The following is a 19,636-nucleotide window of genomic DNA, read 5'->3' as shown; positions in this document are numbered from 1 at the left end:
GACGGCGTCAGGCTGGGTCTTCCCTTCGGAAAGGTCCCGCCCATGCCCTTCGTCCTTGCCGTCCTGGCCGTCTTCCTGACCATCTTCATCGTCCCTGTCCTGGTTCATGGCGCGATCTCGCGCCTGACCGGGCTTCGGCCGCCCGGCGATGACCCCCTGGCCTTCCTTGCCGGGGCTGCGGTCTCGAAGATCGGAACGGCCGTTGCCTTCGTCGGCATCTGGGTTCTGGCGCAAGACAGCCTTGCCGGCGCATTGATCCATTATGTCAGCTTCTGGTGGGTGATGTTCGTCCTTGGCGAGATCGGCCAGGCCATCGGGCCAGATTACAGCTGGCCAGAGGCGCTTGGCGGCATCCTGTCAGAAACCATCTATCTGCCGCTTTCCGGGGTGATCCTGCTGTGGCTGCTTCCGGTCTGACGCGGACGCCGAAGCCCGGGAAGCAGGCGCTCTGACGGAACGCTGTTTCTCAAGGCGGGGTGAAAAGTCAACTTTCCGGGAAAACCTACCGCCCTTAAGCTAAAAAGCAGAACGGAAGTCCGACACCGGAGCGGCACGTGGCATTTCCGCCTTTTATCGCGGCTTCGCCCGGCGCTCGCTTGAATCTCGCCCTCTTGTCGCGCTACGGACCCGCGCAAACGGCGGGGGTGTCCTGCCGTGTCGAAAGGTTGCCACGCATGTCCCTGCTGAACCACGCCCCAATCCCGGAGCTGTATGTCTCCTACGAATCCGCCCAGAAACTGAAGCACGAGGCGGCGGCCCTTCCCTCGTGGGATCTGACCCAGCGCCAGGTCTGCGATCTGGAGCTGCTGATGAACGGTGGCTTCTGGCCGCTGAAGGGATTCATGACCCAGGCTGATTACCAAGGCGTCGTCGAAAAGATGCGCCTTGCGGACGGCACGCTGTTTCCCATTCCGATCACGCTGGACGTGTCCGAAGCCTTCGCCGAAAAGGTTGCCCCGGGTCAGGACATCGCGCTGCGGGATGCGGAAGGGGTGATCCTTGCGATCCTGTCGATCACCGACAAATGGGTGCCGGACAAGGCGCATGAGGCCGAGAAGGTCTTTGGCGCCGACGATCTCGCGCATCCGGCGGTGAACTACCTGCATAACACGGCCGGCAAGGTCTATCTCGGCGGGCCGATCATCGGGATCCAGCCGCCTGTCCATTACGACTTCAAGGCCCGCCGCGACACTCCCAACGAGTTGCGCGCGCTGTTCCGCAAGCTGGGCTGGCGCAAGGTCGTGGCCTTCCAGACCCGCAACCCCCTGCACCGTGCGCATCAGGAACTCACCTTCCGCGCAGCCCGCGAGGCCGAGGCAAACCTCCTGATCCACCCGGTCGTCGGCATGACCAAGCCGGGCGACGTGGACCATTTCACCCGCGTCCGCTGCTATGAGGCGGTGCTGGACAAGTATCCCGCCCAGACCACCGCACTGTCGCTCCTCAACCTCGCCATGCGCATGGCCGGCCCACGCGAGGCCGTCTGGCACGGCATCATCCGCCGCAATCACGGCTGTACCCACATGATCGTCGGGCGCGACCACGCGGGCCCGGGCAAGAACAGCCAGGGCAAGGATTTCTACGACCCCTACGCCGCGCAGGAACTGTTCCGCTCCCATCAGGCCGAGATCGGCATCGAGATGGTTGACTTCAAGCACATGGTCTACGTGCAGGAAAAGGCCCAGTACTACCCGGCGAACGAGATCCCCGAAGGCTCGACGGTCCTCGACATTTCCGGCACCGAACTTCGCCGCCGCCTGCGCGAGGGGCTGGAGATCCCCGAATGGTTCAGCTTCCCCGAAGTGGTGGCCGAACTGCGCAAGACCAGCCCGCCGCGGTCGAAACAGGGCTTCACCGTGTTCTTCACCGGCCTCTCGGGCAGTGGCAAGTCCACCATCGCCAATGCGCTGATGGTCAAGCTGATGGAGATGGGCGGGCGTCCCGTCACGCTGCTGGACGGGGACGTGGTGCGCAAGCACCTGTCCTCGGAACTGGGTTTCTCGAAGGAGCACCGCGACATCAACATCCGCCGCATCGGCTATGTCGCCTCCGAGATCACCAAGAACGGCGGCATCGCGATCTGCGCGCCGATCGCGCCCTATGCCGCCACCCGCCGGGCGGTGCGCGAGATGATCGAAGCCTTCGGTGCCTTCGTCGAGGTGCATGTCGCAACCAGCCTCGAGGAATGCGAACGGCGCGACCGCAAGGGGCTGTACAAGCTGGCGCGCGAAGGCAAGATCAGGGAATTCACCGGGATCTCCGACCCCTACGAGGCGCCCGAGGCCCCGGAACTGCGCGTGGACACCGAGAACGTCGATGTCGATCATTGCGCCCATCAGGTGCTGCTGAAGCTTGAGCAGATGGGCCTGATCCGGGCCTGACGCGGGTTTTCCCGCGCCTCCCCTCCCCCTCGTGGGGAGGGAGGGGATTGGGGTGAGGTCGGCGGCGGGCTATTCGGCCCGCATCATCCGTGCCAGTGTGCCATCCTTCAACACATACTGATGATATAGCGCCAGCCCCGCATGGCCCAGCGCCAGCACCATCAGCAGATTGGCGAACAGCCCGTGGATATCGCCGGTCTCAAGCCCCAGGAACCAGGCACTGATCCCGCCCAGAGGCACCGCGATCATCAGCACATACAGCGCGACATGCACCCATCCGGCAACCCGGACCTGAAAGCTGCCCGGCGTTCCTGCCGCCTCTGGCGCGCCCCGTCCAAGGCGCACGAGCAGCCGCAGCACGGAAAGCGCCAGGATCGCGAGCCCCAGCGCCACATGCGGCACAAAACCCGGCGCGCCGCCTTCCTCGATGGCCTCGAGGGCCTCTGCCGCACCCTCGCCCGTCAGCCAGGCGACAACAAGCAGCACGGCGACAAGCCAGTGCAAAGCGATCTGGGCGCCGGAATAGCCAGTTGTGGTTTTCATCTCGACCTCGACATGCACCGAAACCCCTCGGACAAAGCCTAGCAGGTCCGACAGCGTTGTGGATTGCCGATGGTTTCCGTCAGTGCACGCTTACCGGCGTATAGTCGTGTTCGCGCGCCAGATGGAACGCTAGCCTGCGGTCGGCAACCAGGGCCAGCTGGCGTCCGTCGGCACCATGCACCGACCACAGCACCTCCAGGCCCGGAATCTGCTCGCGTACCTCGTCGGGCAAATCCTCGACATGGACCTCGCGCACATACACGATCCGATCGGCGCCCTGTGGCAACCCGTTGAATGGCGTGTTCATTTCTTCACCCCTTCCTTCCGGCTGATCTGAATGGTCTGAACCACGGTCTCGGGCACATGGCGGCGCAGATCGACATGCAGAAGCCCATGCTCCATCGTCGCGCCCGCAACCTCCACCCCGTCGGCCAGCACGAAGCTGCGCTGGAAGGCGCGGCTTGCAATGCCCCGGTGCAGGAACACCCGCTCTCCCTGATCCTCGGCCTGACGGCCGCGCACCACCAGCTGGCGGTCCTCGACCGTGATGGACAGGTCCTCCTCGCGGAAGCCCGCGACGGCCAGCGTGATCCGGTAAGCGTTCTCGGCCACCGCTTCGATGTTGAAGGGAGGGTAGCCCTCGGCCCCGGACTTGGCGGTGCGTTCGACCAGCCTTTCCAGCTGTTCGAAGCCCAGCAGGTAGGGGTGGGACCCGAAGCTCAGTTTCGTCATCCGGACTGTCCTTGTTTCAAGCGACACTCACGTACGGCCCCACATTCGGGCACCGCACTGCCCGCAATATGGGGCCGGTCGTGGCCCCCCGCAAGGCCCTGCACTACCCGGAAATCGCCCGAAACGGATGCAGAAACCTTCACCCTGACCATCCGCTTTCCTATATTCTTTCCCAAAGGCAGGAAGCGAGTCGCCCCCATGAACGCCCCGTCGGAGCTCAGCTTTGAAGAGATGCTGCGCATCAAGCTCGAAGTGCTGAAGCGTGAGCATCGCGATCTTGACCAGGCCATCCATGCGCTGGAGGAAACCGGCCGCCCCGACCAGTTGACCCTGCGCCGGCTGAAGAAGCAGAAGCTGGCGCTGAAAGACCAGATCGTGAAGATACAGGATCAGCTGATTCCCGACATCATCGCCTGATGCTTGCCCCTGCACGCATCCCGAGGTAATCGCGCTGATACTCAGGGGAGGCAGGCATGACCGTATCTGTCGGGATCATCATGGGGTCGCAAAGCGACTGGCCCACCATGAAGGCCGCGGCAGAGATTCTGGATGCGCTTGGCATTCCCTACGAAACGAAGATCGTATCTGCCCACCGTACGCCCGACCGGCTGTGGGAGTATGGCGAGACTGCCGTGGCGCGTGGGCTGAAGGTCATCATCGCGGGTGCCGGGGGTGCCGCGCATCTGCCGGGGATGATGGCGTCGAAAACGCGGCTGCCGGTTATCGGGGTGCCGGTCCAGACCAGGGCGCTGTCCGGTGTCGATTCACTTTATTCCATCGTGCAGATGCCCAAGGGCTACCCGGTGGCCACCATGGCCATCGGCGGCGCGGCCAACGCGGGCCTGATGGCTGCCGCGATCCTGGCCGTTTCTGACCCCGCATTGGCCGCAAGGCTGGATGACTGGCGCGATGCACTTTCTGCAAGCATCCCCGAGGAGCCTTCGGATGACTGAACTTCCACAGGGCGCCACCATCGGCATCCTCGGCGGCGGACAACTGGGGCGGATGCTGTCCGTTGCCGCAAGCCGTCTGGGCTATCGCTGCCACATCTACGAACCGGGGGCCGCACCGGCGGGCGATGTTGCGCATCGCGTCACCACCGCCCCCTACGAGGACGAGACCGCCCTGCGCGGCTTTGCCGCCAGCGTGGATGTGATCACCTACGAATTCGAGAATGTCCCGACCTCGGCGCTGGACCTTCTGGAAAGCCTGAGACCGATCCGCCCGAACCGCCGGGCCCTTGCCGTAAGCCAGGACCGGATCGCAGAGAAGTCCTTCCTGAACGACCTGGGCCTGCAGACCGCACCCTGGGCGCAGGTCGATTGCGAAGCCGACCTGCGAGCCGCCGCCGATCGCCTGGGCCTGCCCGCGATTCTCAAGACGACGCGGCTTGGCTATGACGGCAAGGGCCAGGCGCGGCTGAACGCCGAGGCCGACATCCCCGCCGCATGGGCCGCGATGAACGGCGCGGCTTCGGTGCTGGAGGGCTTCGTCCCCTTCGAGCGCGAGGTCAGCGTGATCGCCGCACGCGGTATGGACGGCTCGGTCGCCTGCTATGATCCCGGCGAAAACGTCCATCGCGACGGCATCCTGCGCACCACCACGGTGCCAGCCCGCCTGACACCGGCGCAGCGCGCCGATGCCGTGCTGATCGCGGCGCGCATCCTGAATGCGCTTGACTATGTTGGCGTGATGGGGGTGGAGCTGTTCGTCACCCCCCGCGGTCTTCTGGTGAACGAAATTGCGCCGCGCGTGCACAATTCCGGCCACTGGACCCAGGCCGGCTGCACGGTGGACCAGTTCGAGCAGCACATTCGCGCCGTGGCGGGCCTGCCTCTGGGCGACGGAAACCGCTATGCGGACGTCGTGATGGAGAACCTGATCGGCGACGATGTGCTGCGTCTGCCCGAACTGCTCAAGGCCCGTGACACCGCCGTCCACCTGTACGGCAAGGGCACCCCTCGGCCGGGCCGCAAGATGGGGCATGTCAACCGGGTGATCCGCGGGTAAGGGGCTGCCACCTCGTCGGGCATCGAGCCGGCCTTTGCGGCGCTGCCGCGGAAGACATTTGCATCGTGCCGCCTGCCGATCCGTCGCACGCCTCCGGCGGGAGTATCTTGCAAGGAGCAACTTCGGACCGCTCCTGCAGTCGCTCCTTCCGGAATACTCTGGGGGCTTGGGGGGTGAACACCCCATCAGCCGAGGAGGAGGGCGCAGGCCTGACGACCAGAGGAACGGCGTGCAGCGCAAGCCGCTCCAAGCAGCACCGGGCCACGATGCTCAGTTGCGCTGGAACCGCCCCTGCCGCAGGAAGTGGATCACCTGCCGGATGACGGTCGGGTTGACCATGATCCAGGTGTGGGTGACAGGCAGAACCAGATGGTCCGTCATCCCGTCCAGCCGGGTGGATGCCACCGTCACCTTGCCGTCGTCCGGCCCGGGCAGAATCTGGCTGAACCACGGGCTGACCGAACGGGTTCCGGCAATGATGCCAAGGGGAAAGTCGGCCGGTGGCAGACGGTTCGGCCAGCTGTCGGGCCCTGTGCCCAGAGACAGCCCCGCCGGGCCGGTGATCATCTGGAACACCTTCCAGTCGCCGAAGAGATCCACCAGTTCCGAACCATGATTGGGCGGTGCCAGCATCACCACCCTTCCCAGGCCGGGAGGGTGCCCCCGCGCCAGCCAGTCGCGGACCACGATTCCCCCCATCGAATGCGTGACGAAATGGGTCACACCCACGAAGGGCTCGGCACAGGCGCGCGCGACCTCAGCCACCAGAGCATCCGGCTCGGCCGTCGTCGAGGGATAGGCGGCATGGGTCACGGCATAGCCCGCTGCGCGCAAGGCCAGCCCCATCGGCACCAGAGATCGCGCCGTCCGCGCAAGGCCATGCACCAGTATCACCCGTTCGCCAGGGGCAGTTCCGGCGGGCCGGTCGGCAGGCAGACAAAGGGGCGGGCGCAGGGTCATGGGCCGAACATGCGCCCTTGTCCTGAGCTTGGAAAGAGCAGCCCTGCCCGACCTTGCATCACGCCCGGGGCTGGACATCGGCCTCTGTCCCGCGCAAGCCTTGGCCCATGTCCCGCCCGATGCCGCGCCTCGCCGTCCGCGCCCTGATCCTGCATGAGGATCGGCTGCTGCTGGTCAACGCATGGAAATCCGCGCGCTCGGATCTGTGGTGCGCACCGGGCGGCGGGGTCGAACCCGGCACTTCCCTGCCCGCGAACCTGATTCGCGAGGTGCACGAGGAAACCGGCCTGACCATCGCCGTGGGCGGGCCTGCGCTGGTCAACGAATTCCACGACCCGCCCTCGGGCTTTCACCAGGTCGAGGTCTTCTTCCGCTGTCGCCTGATCTCGGGCAGGCTGGACGACGACTGGCGCGACCCGGAAGGCATTGTCACACGCCGCCGCTTCTTCGACCGCGCCGATCTCGACCTTGGCCGCATCAGGTTCAAGCCCGACAGCCTGCCGGCTGCCGCCTGGGGCACAGACTTCGGCTACGACCCTCTGGAAAGGATCGTCCGATGAGCCGAGCCTTCGTGAACGAGGACGCCGGTCTTGACCGGCCCGACCTGCCTGAACTTCCCGTTCCGCCGGGGCCGAACATCATGACCCCGCGCGGGCTTGCAGCCCTGCGTGACCGCCTTGCGCGCCGGGCGACCGAGCTAGTCGCACTGCGGGCGCGGCACGACCGGCTGGACAAGCTGCCTGAGGCTGCCGCAGAACGCGACATCCGTTGGCTTGAGGCGCGCCTCAAGGCTGCTGTGGTGATCGATCCTGCCGCTCACGACCTGACCGAGGTCGCCTTCGGCCTGGCCGTCACGGTCGCCGACGAACACGGCCGTGAAACCACCTACGAAATCGTGGGCGAGGACGAGGCCGACGCCCTGTCGGGGCGGATCGCCCCGACCTCGCCGCTGGCCAGAGCCCTGATCGGCGCGCGGATCGGGGACGTTGTCACCTGGCGCCGCCCGGCCGGAACGATGCAGCTGGAGATACTCAGGATCGCCCATGCCGATTCGCCTGCTTGATCCCTCAGAGGTTGCGCTGGTCGCCGACTTCTACCGCGCCGCGCCCGATTACTGGCTGCTTGCAGAGGGCACCTGCGACCCCGACCGGCAGGCCGCAGAGTTCTTTACCGACGGCCCGCCCGCATGCGACCGGTCACTGACGCATCATCTGGGGCTGTTCCTGCCAGCGGCCGAAACCGGCGATCCCCGCGCCGGGACGGGCGCTTCCGATTCCCCTTGTGCAGATGGGAGAGGGGTAGAGGGCCGGCCCATCTTGCCCGCATCACCTGATGGGCTGCGCCTCTCTGGCGTGGCCGAACTTTCCTACGGCTTTCCCGAAGCCACCGACGCCTATCTCGGCCTCATGCTGCTTGGTCCATGGGCCCGGGGTGCGGGCCATGGCAGGGCAATGCTCGACCAGGCCGAGACGCTTGCCCGCGCGAGGGGGGCGAGGCGGATTGTTCTGGCCGTTCTCGAGGCCAACCCACGCGGCCGCGCCTTCTGGGAGCGCGAGGGTTTCCGAGCAACGGGCCTGTCCCGGCGCGACCAGGTCACCGGGCACACGCTTCACCGGCTGGTCAAGGCCCTGTAGGGCAGGCTGGCAAGTGCGACCCCGCCCAGCACCAGCACCGCCGCCAGCCAGAAGCGCAGACCCGGCGGTTCGGCCAACAAGACAGCCCCGCCCAGCGCAGCGATGACCGGCACCGTCAGCTGCGCGACCGCAGCCCGCGCCGCGCCCAGGCCGGGCAGAACCGCATACCACAGCGCGTAGCCCAGCCCCGAGGTCACGGCGCCTGACACCACCGCCAGCGCCAGACCCCTGGCATCCGGTGCGGCAAGGCCTGCCAGACCGAAAGGCAGCACAAAGGGCAAGGCCAGCACGAAGTTCCAGGCCGTCGCGGCAAGCGGATCGCGCGCGCCACGCCCGGCCAGCGAGTACAGGCCCCAGCCCACTCCCGCCACCGCCATCAGCGCCAGTGGGGCAAGGGCGACAGCGCCCGGCGCTGCGATCAGCGCCAGTCCGGCCAGCGCCAGCGCTGCCCCCGCCCAGCGCCGGGGCGGCACACCTTCGCGCCCGGCCAACGCGCCGGCGAACATCGTGACCTGCACCATCCCGAACAGGACAAGCGCCCCGGTCCCCGCATCCAGCCCACGATAGGCCAGCGAAAACCCCAGCAGATAGGCCGAAAGGCCCAGCACCCCCGCCAATCGCCCCTGCATCTCCGGCCAGGCAATCCCGCCGCGCTGCCATAACACCAGCGCCGCCAGCATCACCGCGCCCGACATCAGCCGGATTGCCGCAAACTCCACCGCGCCGATATGTCCCGGCTCCACCGCCCAGCGGTTCAGCACCGAATTGGCGGCAAAGGCCAGCATGGTCAGGGCAGTCAGCAGGAACAGACGCATTGACCCACCCTGACGCCTTGCCCGCAAAAGGAAAAGGGGCGACCCGAAGGCCGCCCCCCCCCTGAAACCGGACTGACCGGATGGATCAGAAGTCCATCCCGCCCATGCCGCCGCCACCCGGCATCGCCGGGGCCGCCTTCGGCTCGGGACGGTCGGCGATCATCGCCTCGGTCGTGATCAGCAGCGAGGCAACCGAAGCCGCATCTTCCAGAGCGGTGCGGGTCACTTTCGCCGGGTCGATCACGCCGAACTTGAACATGTCGCCGTATTCTTCGGTCTGCGCGTTGAAACCGAAGTTCTTGTCGCTCGACTCGCGGATCTTGCCCGCAACGACCGAGCCGTCCACGCCGGCATTGTCGGCGATCTGGCGCAGCGGGGCCTCCAGCGCACGGCGGATGATGGCGATGCCGGCATCCTGGTCGCTGTTGGCACCCTTCAGCCCTTCCAGCGCCTTGGCCGCCTGGACCAGAGCTACGCCGCCACCGACGATCACGCCTTCCTGAACAGCCGCACGGGTCGCGTTCAGCGCGTCGTCCACGCGATCCTTGCGCTCTTTCACTTCGACTTCGGTCATGCCGCCGACGCGGATGACGGCAACACCGCCCGCCAGCTTGGCCACACGCTCCTGCAGCTTCTCGCGGTCGTAGTCCGAGGTGGTCTCCTCGATCTGCGCACGGATCTGGGCGACGCGGGCCTCGATCTCCTTCTTGTCGCCGGCGCCGTCGATGATGGTGGTGTCATCCTTCTTGATGACGACCTTCTTGGCGCGGCCCAGCATGTCGAGCCCGACGTTCTCCAGCTTCATGCCGAGGTCTTCGCTGATGACCTGACCACCGGTCAGGATGGCGATGTCCTGCAGCATGGCCTTGCGGCGGTCGCCGAAGCCCGGAGCCTTGACGGCGGCGATCTTCAGGCCACCGCGCAGCTTGTTGACGACCAGGGTCGCCAGAGCCTCGCCTTCCACGTCCTCGGCCACGATGACCAGGGGCTTCTGCGACTGGATGACCGCTTCCAGCAGCGGAACCATCGGCTGCAGCGACGACAGCTTCTTCTCGTGCAGCAGGATGTAGGCGTCTTCCAGTTCCGCAACCATCTTGTCGGCGTTGGTCACGAAGTAGGGCGACAGGTAGCCGCGGTCGAACTGCATGCCTTCGACCACTTCGACTTCGGTCTCCATGCCCTTGTTTTCTTCGACGGTGATCACGCCCTCGTTGCCGACCTTCTGCATCGCGTCGGCGATGAAGCGGCCGATCTGGGCTTCGCCGTTGGCCGAGATGGTGCCGACCTGGGCGACTTCATCCGAGTCCTTCACCGGGCGAGCCATCGCCTTGATCTGCTCGACGACCTTGTGGGTCGCCAGGTCGATGCCACGCTTCAGATCCATCGGGTTCATGCCGGCGGCAACGGCCTTCATGCCTTCCTTGATGATGGCCTGGGCCAGGACGGTGGCGGTGGTGGTGCCGTCGCCGGCCTCGTCATTGGTGCGCGAGGCGACTTCCTTCACCATCTGCGCGCCCATGTTCTCGAACTTGTCGGCCAGTTCGATCTCCTTGGCGACGGTCACGCCGTCCTTGGTGATGCGGGGCGAGCCGAAGGATTTGTCGATCACCACGTTGCGGCCTTTCGGGCCCAGGGTGACCTTCACGGCATCGGCAAGAATGTTGACGCCGCGCAGCATGCGGTCGCGGGCGTCGGTATCGAACTTGACGTCTTTAGCAGCCATTATGACAGCTCCTTGAATGGGATTTCGTAGGGTGCGCTACAGCGCACCGTTCCTTGCGACAGATCAGGAAATGATCCCGAGGATGTCGCTTTCCTTCATGATCAGCAGCTCTTCGCCATTCAGCGTCACTTCGGTGCCCGACCACTTGCCGAACAGCACACGGTCGCCGGCCTTGACCGACGGCGCGATCAGCTCGCCCGAATCCTTGCGGGCGCCTTCGCCCACGGCGATCACTTCGCCCTCGGCGGGCTTTTCCTTGGCGGTGTCGGGGATGATCAGACCGCCCTTGGTCTTTTCGTCGGACTGGACGCGCTTGACCAGGACGCGGTCATGCAGGGGTTTGAAAGCCATCTGGAGGTTCTCCCTTGAGTCACCAGGTTTGATCTCGATTAGCACTCGCCTCGATCGAGTGCTAACGGACGCTGAGGTAGGCGATGCCCCGCCGCCTGTCAACACCCGGCTGCCGGATTTTGATTTGCCTTTTCCCGACCGCCTGCCACGATGCCCGCGACATGCCCTGCCCCGACCGAAGGCCCCGATGACCCGCCTCCTTGCCCTTGCCGCCCTTGCCTTCTGCCTTCTCGCTGCCCCGCTGCTGGCCCAGTGCAACGGCCGCAACCTGTTTGAGGAGATGCCGCCCGAAAAGGTGGCCGCGCTGACCGCAGCTGCCGATGCCGTGCCGTTCCCGCGCGGCAATCTCTGGCGCGCGACCCGGGGGCAAGAGGTGATTACCATTGCCGGCACCTATCACTTCGACGACCCCCGGCATGCCCCTACCCTTGCCGCGATCAGACCGGCCATCGAATCCGCAACCACCGTCCTGGTCGAGGCCGGACCGGAAGAGCAAAGGGCGCTGCAGGATCTGATCGCCCGTGAACCGGGACGGATGATGATAACGGATGGCCCCTCGCTTCTGGAACAGCTGCCGCCCGATGTATGGTCCGACCTCAGCGCCGCCCTTGCCCTGCGCGGCATCCCCGGCTTCATGGCCGCGAAGCTTCAGCCATGGTATGTCGCCGTGCTTCTGTCGATGCCGCCCTGCGCCATGGCACAGATGAAGGATCCCAAGGGCCTTGACGGCATGGTGATCGAAACGGCCGCCGCCGCCGGTGTGCCGGTGCGGGGGCTGGAGCCGTTCGATACGGTCTTCAGGATCTTCGACGCCATGAACCATGACGAGATGGTCGCGATGATCCAGTCCACCCTTGCGGTCGATGACCGGTCCGAAGACTATCACGCCACCCTTGCCGACAGCTATTTCGCCGGGGAAAGCCGGATCATCTGGGAATACATGCGCGATGTCAGCTATGGCCTGCCGGGCTACACGCGCGAGGAGGTGGATGCCGACTTTGCCCGGATGGAAGAGCTTCTGATGAATTCCCGCAACCGTCGATGGATTTCCGTCCTCACTGCGGCAGCGGCGGAAGGCCCGGTCTTTGCCGCCTTCGGCGCGCTTCACCTGTCGGGCGAGGAAGGGGTGCTGAACCTTCTGCAACGCGAAGGCTTCACCGTGGAACAGCTTGCGGCATGATCCTGCCCGGCCGTCTGACCCGGCTGACGGTGCTCGACCTCGGGCTCTTCGAAGTCAGGGGCGGCGAACGCCTGATCGGCATCCCCTCCTATCTGATGGAAACCGACCGGGGCGACCGCATCCTGTTCGATACGGGCTTTCCCCCGGCCTATGCGACCGATCCCGGTATTGCCGACCGCGACGGCCTGCCCGCCTTTGGCCGACTGATCGGTTACGGCATGGAACATACTGCGGAAGGTGCCCTTGCCGCCCTGGGTCTGACGCCGCGCGACATTTCGTTGACCATCCTCAGCCACGGTCATATCGACCATGTGGGCGCCCTGCACCTGTTTGCACATGCGCCCATCGTGATGACAGCCCGCGAACGCGCCGACCCGCGCCCCAGCTATTTCGGCACGGCACGGCCGATGGCCTGGCCCGAGGCTCGCCATATCCTGATCGGGGATGATACGCCCGTCTGCGATGGGCTGACCCTGATTCCCACCCCCGGCCATACGCCTGGCCATCTGTCCGCCATCCTGGCCCTGCCACGCACCGGCACGGTCATACTGGCCGCCGACGCGATCAACCGGGCGTCCGAACCCGCCGAGCACTTCGCCGACGCGCAGGATCCTGATGCCGCCAGAGCCTCCGCCGATCGGCTTCTGGCGCTGCCGGGCCTGTTGATCTACGGTCATGACCCGGCCCAGTGGCAAAGCCTGCGCAAGGCCCCGGCCTTCTACGACTGATGCCGATCAGATGCGCCGCCCCCAATGGAGAGGGGGATTGGGGTGGGGGCGCCACCCGCCCACCCCGCAGCAATTCAGCGGTGACCGCCCTTGCCCGGCACCAGGCCGCGCTTCGGCACCAGCTTCGGACCCTTCGGTCCCATCGCTGCCCTCAGGCTGGCGGGATCGAACCTCTTCGCTTTTGGCAACGGCTTCAGCCCCGCCGCGGCGGGTTTTCCGGTGTTCTGTGTCGGCATCACATGCCCCTGACATGAAAGGAGGAGACAGACGGGGATAACCCGCCAACGACCGGCCCTCAGGCCGTGTGCAACTTGTCCATGTTCAGGGCACTCCTTGGCTCAGGGCTGCACTTCCGGGCCGTCCGGCCCATGCTCACGGCCCCTGTCGGGTCGTCAGACGGTCAGTTCCATGACAAATGCACTCCTCTGCCGGAAGCTGTACCATGCCACATCCGCCCCCGCGTGACAATCGCGCTCCCTTCCCCTATACCGCGCGCAAAACCGCCACCCTCCCAAAGGCATTCCCATGACCACGCTCGTCTTCGGCCACAAGTCCCCCGACACCGATTCCACCGGATCGCCCATCATCTGGGCCTGGTATCTGAACGAGACCGGCACACCGGCGAAAGCCGTCCTGCTGGGCGAACCCAACACCGAAGCCGCCTTCGTGCTGAGGCACTGGGGCCTGGACAGGCCCGAGATCATCACCGACGTGACGGCGGAGGACCAGGTGGTGATCGTCGATACCAACAACCCGGCCGAACTGCCGCCTTCGATCAACGAGGCGCAGATCCAGGGCATCATCGACCATCACATGCTGGTCGGCGGCCTGAAGACCCGCACGCCGATCGACATCACCATCCGCCCGCTGGCCTGCACCGCCACCATCATGCACGACCTGATGGGCGACGTGCTGGCCAAGGCGCCGACCGGCATCAAGGGTGCGATGCTGTCCTGCATCCTGTCCGACACGCTGGAATTCCGCAGCCCCACCACCACACCCCACGACCGCGCCGTGGCCGAGAAGCTAGCGAACGAACTGCGCGTCTCGATCCCCGAACTGGCTGCCAAGATGTTCGAGGCCAAGTCGGATGTCTCGGCCTTCTCGGATGCGGAACTGCTGCGCATGGATTCCAAGGAATACACGGTCGGCGGCAAGGAACTGCGCGTCTCGGTACTGGAGACCACGGCGCCCAAGGTGATCCTTGACCGCAAGGACAGCCTGATGCGCTCGATGGTGGACGTGGCGAAGGAGGACGGCGCCGATCAGGTGCTGCTGTTCGTGGTGGACATCATCCGAGAAGAGGCGACGCTGCTGGTCCCGAACGACCTGGTGAAACAGATCGCCGAGGCCTCTTTCGGCTGCACCGTCACCGGCGACACCGTCGTTCTGCCGGGGATCATGAGCCGCAAGAAGCAGATCCTGCCGGCGCTCAAGCTGTAGACGCGAACCGCGGGCGTGCCGGCCTCTGCCGGAACATCGAGGAAGGAAAGCAGGTGCCGCGCCATGACTGACATCATCCGGTCGCTGTCGGAAATTGCCGGGCGCTATGACGCCGTCTTCTGCGACCTCTGGGGTTGCCTGCACAACGGCAAGGCTGCCTTCCCGGCAGCCGTGGCGGCCCTGCAGGGCTTTCGGGCCGGGGGCGGCAAGGTCGTTCTTCTGACCAACGCGCCCCGGCCGAAATCCAGCGTCATCCGACAGATCGACCGTCTGGGCGTGCCGCGTGACGCCTGGGATATCGTGGTCACCTCGGGTGACGCTGCGCAGATGGGGATGCTTTCCGGTGCCGTGGGCCGACGCGTCCACCACATCGGCGCCCCGAAGGACGAGGCTTTCTTCACCGATTTCGCCGAGGATCTGGCCGCCTATGCCGCCGCCCAGCCCCCCATCGAACGGGTGCCGCTGCGTGAGGCCGAGGGCATCGTCTGCACCGGCCTGCGCGACGACCTGACCGAGACGCCCGACGACTACCGCGCCGCGCTTTTGCTGGGCAAGACGCTGGATCTGCCCATGCTGTGCGCCAACCCCGACATCGTGGTGGATCTGGGGGATCGCCGGCTCTATTGCGCGGGCGCGCTGGCGCAGGCCTACGAGGAAATGGGCGGAAAGACGCTTTACTTCGGCAAGCCGCATCCGCCGATCTACGACCTCGCACGCCGCCGCCTGGCCGAGGCGGGCGCACTGGCCGACCCCGCGATCCTCTGCATCGGCGACGGGATTTCCACCGACATCCGGGGCGGGATCGGCGAGGGGCTGGACACGCTGTTCATCACCGGCGGACTCGAGGCCGACCGTTTCGGCCCCGACCCGGAAAACCCCGATCCCGCCCGGCTGGGCGACTGGCTCGACGGGCTGGAACTGTCGCCAACCTACGCCATGGGCCGCCTGCGCTGACGGCGCAGCAACATTCGTTCACAGACGAAAGTCCGATTGAACAATTCTTGCGCAACCGATTGTGCTGCGTCGCAGCGCGTGCTAGGCTGTCCGCATGACCGGAAGGGATTCGGACCCCATGCTCGACAACATGCCCCGTGGAACGATCTGCATCGAGGACATCGAGATCGGCATGTCCCGCCATCTGATGAAGGTCATCACCGACCGCGACATCGAGCTGTTCGCCGAGGTTTCCACCGACCGGAACCCGGTCCACCTTGACGATGCCTATGCCCAGGACACGATCTTCGAGGGCCGCATCGCGCACGGGATGCTGACCGCCGGACTGATCTCGGCGGTGATCGGGGAACAGCTTCCGGGCCATGGCACGGTCTATCTGGGACAAAGCCTGAAGTTCATGGCACCGGTCCGCCCCGGCGATATGGTGCGCGCTGAGGTCACCGTCACCGGCATCGACCACGCCAAACGCCGGGTGACCCTTGAAACCCTCGCCTCGGTCGGTAAAACCGTAGTCCTGAAGGGCGAGGCGCTGGTTCTGGCGCCCAGCCGCAAGTTCGACTGACGGGCCCCGGCCCGCAAAGGGCAGGATGCAGCAGCATTTCCATTGGCAGGGTCTCGACCCGTCTTCCCGCGGCGCCTCATGCGCCATGGGAAATTTCGACGGCGTGCATCGCGGCCACCAGGCAGTGATCGACCTAGCACGCGGCCATGGCCCGCTGGGAATCATCACCTTCGAGCCCCACCCCCGCCAGTTCTTCGCCCCCACAGCCCCCGCCTTTCGCCTGATGAACGCCGAGGCGCGCGCCAACCGTCTGGCCCGTCTGGGGGTGGAACACCTGTTCCAGCTTCCCTTCGACGCCACCCTTGCCAGCCTGTCGCCCGAGGCCTTCGTCAACCAGGTTCTGGCCGATGGCCTTGGCATCAGCCATGTCGTGGTGGGCGCCGACTTCTGCTTCGGCAAGGGGCGCACTGGCACGGCGGGCGACCTTGCCGCGCTGTGCGACGCCCGGGGCATCCGCACCACCATCGCCCCCCTTGTCACCGAGAACGGGACCGAGATCTCTTCCACCAAGATCCGCGCCGCCCTCACCGAGGGGCGCCCCCGTGACGCCGCCGCCATGCTTGGCCACTGGCACCGGATCGAGGGCGAGGTGCTGCACGGGCAGAAGCGCGGGCGAGAGCTGGGGTATCCCACCGCGAACATGTCGGTGGACGGGCTGCACCTTCCGAAACTTGGGGTCTATGCCGTGCTGGTCGACATTCTGACCGGCCCGCACAAGGGCAGCCATCACGGCGCCGCCAGCCTTGGCGTGCGGCCGATGTTCGGCGAAAACCGCCCGAATCTGGAAACCTACCTGTTTGACTTCAGGGGCGACCTCTACGGGCAGCATCTTTCGATCGCCCTGGTCGAGTTTCTGCGCCCCGAGCAGAAGTTCGACACCCTTGACGCCTTGATCGCCCAGATGGACGCCGACTGCCACCAGGCCCGCGCGATCCTTTCGGCGCTCTGACCCCCCTTCCCTTTTCCGCAAGGCCACATCAGGGTGCGGGAATGGAAAACCTGCGCCCCCGGTTCTGGGAAACCGTTCCCCTGTCGAAGATGACCCCCGCCGAATGGGAGGCGCTCTGCGACGGCTGCGGCAAGTGCTGCCTGAACAAGCTCGAGTATGAGGATACCGGCGAGGTCGTCTATACCCGCATCGGCTGTCGCCTGCTGGATGGCGAAACCTGCCGCTGCCGCGACTACCCGAACCGCAAGCAGCACGTCCCGGAATGCGTGGTGCTGACGCCGAAGACCCTGCCGAAGATCGCCTACTGGATGCCCGCGACCTGCGCCTACAAGTTGCTGTTCCAGAAGCGGCGCCTGCCAGACTGGCATCCGCTGCTGACCGGCGATCCCGACAGCACCCACAAGGCGGGGCAATCTGTCAGGGGAGTCACCCTGCCCGAGGGCTCGGTGCCGGAAGACGACTGGGAAGACTATCTGATCGAGGAAACACCCTGATGCGCTTTGCTTCAGACAACACCTCGGGCGCCGCCCCCGAGATCATGGCCGCGATCGTCAAGGCGAACGAAGGGTATGAACGCTCCTACGGCGGCGATGCGGCCATGGCCCGCGTGACCGATCTGGTGCGCGATATCTTCGAGGCGCCACAGGCCGTGGTCCATCTGGTCGCCACCGGAACTGCCGCGAACGCCTTGGCGATCGCCACCCACTGCCCGCCCTGGGGCGCGGTGTTCTGTCATACCCATGCCCACATCGCCGAGGACGAATGCAACGCGCCTGAATTCTACTCTGGCGCCAAGCTGGTGCTGGTGCCGGGCGAGCATGGCAGGATGACACCCGCCAGCCTGTCGCAGGCGCTGGCCGCAACCGGAGAAAGCGGCGTGCATGGCGTCCAGCGGGGGATGCTGTCGCTGACCAATGTCACCGAGGCCGGAACGGTGTATACCCCTGCAGAAATTGCCGCGCTGACTGCCCTCGCAAGGGCCAAGGGCATCCCTTGCCACCTCGACGGCGCGCGCCTTGCCAATGCGCTGGTCGCCACCGGCGCGACACCGGCCGAGATGACCTGGAAGGCGGGAATCGACGTTCTGTCGCTGGGCGGAACCAAGAATGGCTGTCTGGGGGTGGAAGGAGTCGTCCTGTTCAACCCCGAAAAGGCCTGGGAATTCGAGCTGCGACGCAAGCGGGGGGGGCATCTCTTTTCCAAGCACCGGTTCCTTTCGGCGCAGATCGAGGCCTACCTGACCGAAGGCCTCTGGCTGCGGCTCGCCGCACAGGCAAATGCGATGGGCCAGCGTCTGGCGCAGGGCCTGCGCGACCGGCAGGCGCATGTGCCACCGGCCGATGCCAACATGCTGTTCCCGGAATGGGCCCCCGGCACCCATGAGCGACTGGAGGCCGCTGGGGCCGTCTATTACCGCTGGACCGCCCCCCAGGGGCGCGAGAAGGCGCGGCTGGTCGCCAGCTGGTGCACCACCGAAGCCGAGGTAGACCGCTTCCTCGCGGCTTTCTGACCGGGGTTTTTCGCAACGCCGGAAGCAGCTCCGGTTTGCAATCGCAGAACCGGGTGATAAGCGAGGCACGTCACGAATCCGCCACCGAGGACGCCCATGCCCGCCGTCACCGAACCCAAGCTCATCGCCGGGAACGCCAACCTGCCCCTGGCAAAAGCCATAGCGCGGCGCATGTCGGTGCACCGGGGAATGAGCGTGAACCTTGTCGATGCCCGGGTCGAACGCTTCAACGATCAGGAAATCTTCGTCGAGGTGTTCGAAAACGTCCGCGGCGAGGACATGTATGTCATCCAGCCGACCTCGAACCCGGCGAACGACAACCTGATGGAACTGCTGATCATGGTGGATGCGCTGCGCCGGTCCTCGGCCAGCCGGATCACCGCGGTGATCCCCTATTTCGGCTACGCCCGCCAGGACCGCCGCGCCAAGGCGCGCACCCCGATCAGCGCGAAGCTGGTGGCGAACCTGATCGAGACGGCCGGCGTGGACCGCGTGCTGACGCTGGACCTGCACGCCGCGCAGATCCAGGGTTTCTTCGACATTCCGGTGGACAACCTTTACGCCTCGCCGGTCTTTGCCCTGGATATCGAGCACCATTTCAAGGGCCAGATGGACGACATCATGATCGTCTCGCCCGATGTTGGCGGCGTGGCGCGGGCGCGGGAACTGGCCAAGCGGATCAACGCACCCCTCTCCATCGTGGACAAGCGGCGCGAGAAGGCGGGCGAAGTTGCAGGCATGACCGTCATCGGCGACGTGCGCGGGCGCAAGTGCATCATCGTCGACGACATCTGTGACACGGCCGGGACGCTGTGCAAGGCCGCCGAGACGTTGATGGAAGCCGGGGCGACCGAGGTGCACAGCTACATCACCCATGGCGTCCTGTCAGGGCCGGCGGTGGAAAGGGTGCAGAATTCGGTGATGAAATCGCTGGTCATCACCGATTCGATCGAAGCCACGGAAAAGGTCAAGGGTGCCACGAACATCCGCATCGTCCCCACCGCGCCGATGTTTGCCCAGGCGATCCTGAACATCTGGGGCGGGATGTCGGTGTCGTCGCTGTTCGAGACGGATACCCTGGTGCCGATCTACGAAGGGCTCTACCAGCGCAGCTAGGCGCCAGACTTCGGACCGCGCCAGAGATACCCCCTGCGATTGCCC

25 protein-coding genes are annotated in these 19,636 nt (G+C 65.8%); 17 read left to right on the top strand and 8 right to left on the bottom strand.

Annotation, left to right across the window (positions count from 1 at the left end; translation table 11 throughout):
• Positions 1-42: 42 nt before the first annotated feature.
• Positions 43-417, top strand: coding sequence for a hypothetical protein (locus EYB42_RS08360; protein WP_135449568.1), 375 nt, complete (start codon positions 43-45; stop codon positions 415-417).
• 257 nt (positions 418-674) lie between these two features.
• Entirely contained in the window at positions 675-2,381 is a 1,707-nt protein-coding gene (locus tag EYB42_RS08355; protein WP_135449566.1) for a bifunctional sulfate adenylyltransferase/adenylylsulfate kinase, read from the top strand.
• A 69-nt stretch (positions 2,382-2,450) separates the two neighbouring features.
• On the opposite strand, the gene EYB42_RS08350 is transcribed toward EYB42_RS08355, so the two are convergent.
• The 3 genes from EYB42_RS08350 to EYB42_RS08340 all read right to left on the bottom strand — a co-directional run bounded on the left by EYB42_RS08350 (position 2,451) and on the right by EYB42_RS08340 (position 3,656).
• On the bottom strand, positions 2,451-2,924 hold the full coding sequence (locus EYB42_RS08350) for a cytochrome b (protein WP_135449564.1): 474 nt from the start codon (positions 2,922-2,924) through the stop codon (positions 2,451-2,453).
• Positions 2,925-3,003: 79 nt separating this feature from the next.
• On the bottom strand, positions 3,004-3,231 hold the full coding sequence (locus EYB42_RS08345; RefSeq protein ID WP_135449563.1) for a DUF1150 family protein: 228 nt from the start codon (positions 3,229-3,231) through the stop codon (positions 3,004-3,006).
• A complete protein-coding gene (locus tag EYB42_RS08340) occupies positions 3,228-3,656 on the bottom strand; it encodes an Hsp20 family protein (RefSeq protein WP_135449561.1) in 429 nt (142 codons plus the stop codon). Before EYB42_RS08340 ends, EYB42_RS08345 begins: the two co-directional genes overlap by 4 nt.
• Before the next feature lie 198 nt (positions 3,657-3,854).
• Here EYB42_RS08340 and EYB42_RS08335 point away from each other — a divergent pair, with 198 nt between their 5' ends.
• Genes EYB42_RS08335 through EYB42_RS08325 form a run of 3 tightly spaced genes read left to right on the top strand, consistent with a single transcriptional unit; the run spans position 3,855 to position 5,666 of the window.
• Positions 3,855-4,073 (top strand): YdcH family protein, encoded by a 219-nt coding sequence (locus EYB42_RS08335; protein ID WP_135449559.1) that lies wholly within the window; start codon positions 3,855-3,857, stop codon positions 4,071-4,073.
• Between the two features lie 56 nt (positions 4,074-4,129).
• The gene (gene purE, locus EYB42_RS08330) at positions 4,130-4,609 is read left to right on the top strand and encodes a 5-(carboxyamino)imidazole ribonucleotide mutase (RefSeq protein WP_135449557.1); all 480 of its coding nucleotides are present in this window, start codon (positions 4,130-4,132) and stop codon (positions 4,607-4,609) included.
• Positions 4,602-5,666, top strand: coding sequence for a 5-(carboxyamino)imidazole ribonucleotide synthase (locus EYB42_RS08325; RefSeq protein ID WP_135449555.1), 1,065 nt, complete (start codon positions 4,602-4,604; stop codon positions 5,664-5,666). Before purE ends, EYB42_RS08325 begins: the two co-directional genes overlap by 8 nt.
• 270 nt (positions 5,667-5,936) lie before the next feature.
• Here the strand turns inward: EYB42_RS08325 and EYB42_RS08320 are convergent, their stop codons facing one another.
• Complete coding sequence (locus tag EYB42_RS08320; protein WP_135449553.1) at positions 5,937-6,626, bottom strand: esterase/lipase family protein; 690 nt, start codon at positions 6,624-6,626, stop codon at positions 5,937-5,939.
• A gap of 107 nt (positions 6,627-6,733) precedes the next feature.
• Between EYB42_RS08320 and EYB42_RS08315 the strand changes: the two genes are divergently transcribed.
• The 3 genes from EYB42_RS08315 to EYB42_RS08305 are packed head-to-tail and all read left to right on the top strand — an operon-like array spanning position 6,734 to position 8,260.
• Positions 6,734-7,186 carry an NUDIX domain-containing protein gene (locus tag EYB42_RS08315; RefSeq protein WP_135449552.1) on the top strand — a complete coding sequence of 151 codons (453 nt, stop codon included), beginning with the start codon at positions 6,734-6,736 and terminating at the stop codon, positions 7,184-7,186.
• Positions 7,183-7,689, top strand: coding sequence for a GreA/GreB family elongation factor (locus tag EYB42_RS08310; protein ID WP_135449550.1), 507 nt, complete (start codon positions 7,183-7,185; stop codon positions 7,687-7,689). Before EYB42_RS08315 ends, EYB42_RS08310 begins: the two co-directional genes overlap by 4 nt.
• Positions 7,670-8,260 (top strand): GNAT family N-acetyltransferase, encoded by a 591-nt coding sequence (locus EYB42_RS08305; RefSeq protein ID WP_135449548.1) that lies wholly within the window; start codon positions 7,670-7,672, stop codon positions 8,258-8,260. The genes EYB42_RS08310 and EYB42_RS08305 overlap by 20 nt, the downstream gene beginning before the upstream one ends.
• On the opposite strand, the gene EYB42_RS08300 is transcribed toward EYB42_RS08305, so the two are convergent.
• The 3 genes from EYB42_RS08300 to groES all read right to left on the bottom strand — a co-directional run bounded on the left by EYB42_RS08300 (position 8,236) and on the right by groES (position 11,149).
• Entirely contained in the window at positions 8,236-9,075 is an 840-nt protein-coding gene (locus tag EYB42_RS08300) for a DMT family transporter (RefSeq protein ID WP_135449547.1), read from the bottom strand. The genes EYB42_RS08305 and EYB42_RS08300 overlap by 25 nt on opposite strands.
• An 85-nt stretch (positions 9,076-9,160) precedes the next feature.
• Positions 9,161-10,798 carry a chaperonin GroEL gene (gene groL, locus EYB42_RS08295; RefSeq protein WP_135449545.1) on the bottom strand — a complete coding sequence of 546 codons (1,638 nt, stop codon included), beginning with the start codon at positions 10,796-10,798 and terminating at the stop codon, positions 9,161-9,163.
• A gap of 63 nt (positions 10,799-10,861) precedes the next feature.
• A complete protein-coding gene (gene groES, locus EYB42_RS08290; protein ID WP_135449544.1) occupies positions 10,862-11,149 on the bottom strand; it encodes a co-chaperone GroES in 288 nt (95 codons plus the stop codon).
• A 187-nt stretch (positions 11,150-11,336) separates the two neighbouring features.
• On the opposite strand from groES, the gene EYB42_RS08285 reads away from it, so the two are divergent.
• A complete protein-coding gene (locus tag EYB42_RS08285) occupies positions 11,337-12,329 on the top strand; it encodes a TraB/GumN family protein (protein WP_135449542.1) in 993 nt (330 codons plus the stop codon).
• Positions 12,326-13,057: an N-acyl homoserine lactonase family protein gene (locus EYB42_RS08280; protein WP_135449541.1), complete on the top strand. Its 732-nt coding sequence runs from the start codon at positions 12,326-12,328 to the stop codon at positions 13,055-13,057. The genes EYB42_RS08285 and EYB42_RS08280 overlap by 4 nt, the downstream gene beginning before the upstream one ends.
• A 74-nt stretch (positions 13,058-13,131) precedes the next feature.
• On the opposite strand, the gene EYB42_RS17335 is transcribed toward EYB42_RS08280, so the two are convergent.
• Positions 13,132-13,293, bottom strand: coding sequence for a hypothetical protein (locus tag EYB42_RS17335; RefSeq protein ID WP_167850966.1), 162 nt, complete (start codon positions 13,291-13,293; stop codon positions 13,132-13,134).
• Positions 13,294-13,582: 289 nt separating this feature from the next.
• Here EYB42_RS17335 and EYB42_RS08275 point away from each other — a divergent pair, with 289 nt between their 5' ends.
• The 7 genes from EYB42_RS08275 to EYB42_RS08245 all read left to right on the top strand — a co-directional run bounded on the left by EYB42_RS08275 (position 13,583) and on the right by EYB42_RS08245 (position 19,591).
• Positions 13,583-14,500, top strand: coding sequence for a manganese-dependent inorganic pyrophosphatase (locus EYB42_RS08275; RefSeq protein ID WP_135449539.1), 918 nt, complete (start codon positions 13,583-13,585; stop codon positions 14,498-14,500).
• A 63-nt stretch (positions 14,501-14,563) separates the two neighbouring features.
• Positions 14,564-15,454, top strand: coding sequence for a TIGR01459 family HAD-type hydrolase (locus tag EYB42_RS08270; protein WP_135449537.1), 891 nt, complete (start codon positions 14,564-14,566; stop codon positions 15,452-15,454).
• Between the two features lie 118 nt (positions 15,455-15,572).
• A complete protein-coding gene (locus EYB42_RS08265) occupies positions 15,573-16,016 on the top strand; it encodes a MaoC family dehydratase (protein ID WP_135449714.1) in 444 nt (147 codons plus the stop codon).
• Positions 16,017-16,041: 25 nt separating this feature from the next.
• Complete coding sequence (locus tag EYB42_RS08260) at positions 16,042-16,965, top strand: bifunctional riboflavin kinase/FAD synthetase (RefSeq protein ID WP_135449536.1); 924 nt, start codon at positions 16,042-16,044, stop codon at positions 16,963-16,965.
• A gap of 41 nt (positions 16,966-17,006) precedes the next feature.
• Positions 17,007-17,459 carry a YcgN family cysteine cluster protein gene (locus EYB42_RS08255; protein ID WP_135449534.1) on the top strand — a complete coding sequence of 151 codons (453 nt, stop codon included), beginning with the start codon at positions 17,007-17,009 and terminating at the stop codon, positions 17,457-17,459.
• The gene (locus EYB42_RS08250) at positions 17,459-18,475 is read left to right on the top strand and encodes a threonine aldolase family protein (protein ID WP_135449532.1); all 1,017 of its coding nucleotides are present in this window, start codon (positions 17,459-17,461) and stop codon (positions 18,473-18,475) included. Before EYB42_RS08255 ends, EYB42_RS08250 begins: the two co-directional genes overlap by 1 nt.
• A gap of 96 nt (positions 18,476-18,571) precedes the next feature.
• Positions 18,572-19,591 (top strand): ribose-phosphate pyrophosphokinase, encoded by a 1,020-nt coding sequence (locus EYB42_RS08245; protein WP_135449530.1) that lies wholly within the window; start codon positions 18,572-18,574, stop codon positions 19,589-19,591.
• Positions 19,592-19,636: the final 45 nt, after the last annotated feature.

The sequence above is a fragment of the Tabrizicola caldifontis genome (assembly GCF_004762095.1).
GTDB lineage: Bacteria > Pseudomonadota > Alphaproteobacteria > Rhodobacterales > Rhodobacteraceae > Tabrizicola > Tabrizicola caldifontis.
Note: the sequence above shows the minus strand (reverse complement) of the source record. Positions and strands in the feature narration are given on the sequence as shown.